This window comes from Shigella sp. FC1567, assembly GCF_001743015.1.
GTDB classification, from domain to species: domain Bacteria; phylum Pseudomonadota; class Gammaproteobacteria; order Enterobacterales; family Enterobacteriaceae; genus Escherichia; species Escherichia coli.
The window spans coordinates 1-479 of sequence record NZ_MIIV01000394.1 but is presented as its reverse complement, the minus strand read 5'-3'; the positions used below and the strand labels follow the sequence as shown (position 1 = coordinate 479).

Here is a 479-nt window from a genome sequence, read left to right as displayed (position 1 = left end):
GCGCCCAGCGGTCAGCTTCCGTACGCTTCAGTACAGCATGCCATGGTCCCCAGAGGGAGAACCAGTCCTTAAATTCATTCTCTTCACGGCTTCTGACCATGGCTTCGGCAGTGCGGAGGTCATTTGCTGTCACTCCCGACACGCCATAGAAACGCATTTCCTTCACGGCAGTGGAGAGCTGAAGTTTCTCTGCGAGCATGGTCTGGAAGGCCAGGTAGACTTCTATCTCGTCCACAAAATGGAGAGTTCTGACTTTATCCCGGGCAATGTCCTCCAGAATTTCGAGGCGGAACATTTCCCTGCCCAGGGAGAGCAGAGCGCCGGTATCATTATCGAAAAGGCCTTCTGATGCCTGATGGACCAGGAGGGTTTTCCGGAGATTGTTCCATGTGAGCGCGACACGGTCCTCACAGCTCTCAGTGGCATCAGCAGCAACAGCGAAAGACTGCTGTCGAAGCTCCGCAGAGGCACTGAGTTTT

1 pseudogene is annotated in these 479 nt (G+C 54.5%); it reads right to left on the bottom strand.

Features of this window, described 5'->3' with window-relative positions:
- Positions 1-479 (bottom strand): annotated as a pseudogene (gene ipaH9.8 / locus BHE85_RS18495) (T3SS effector E3 ubiquitin-protein ligase IpaH9.8); the annotation flags it as partial.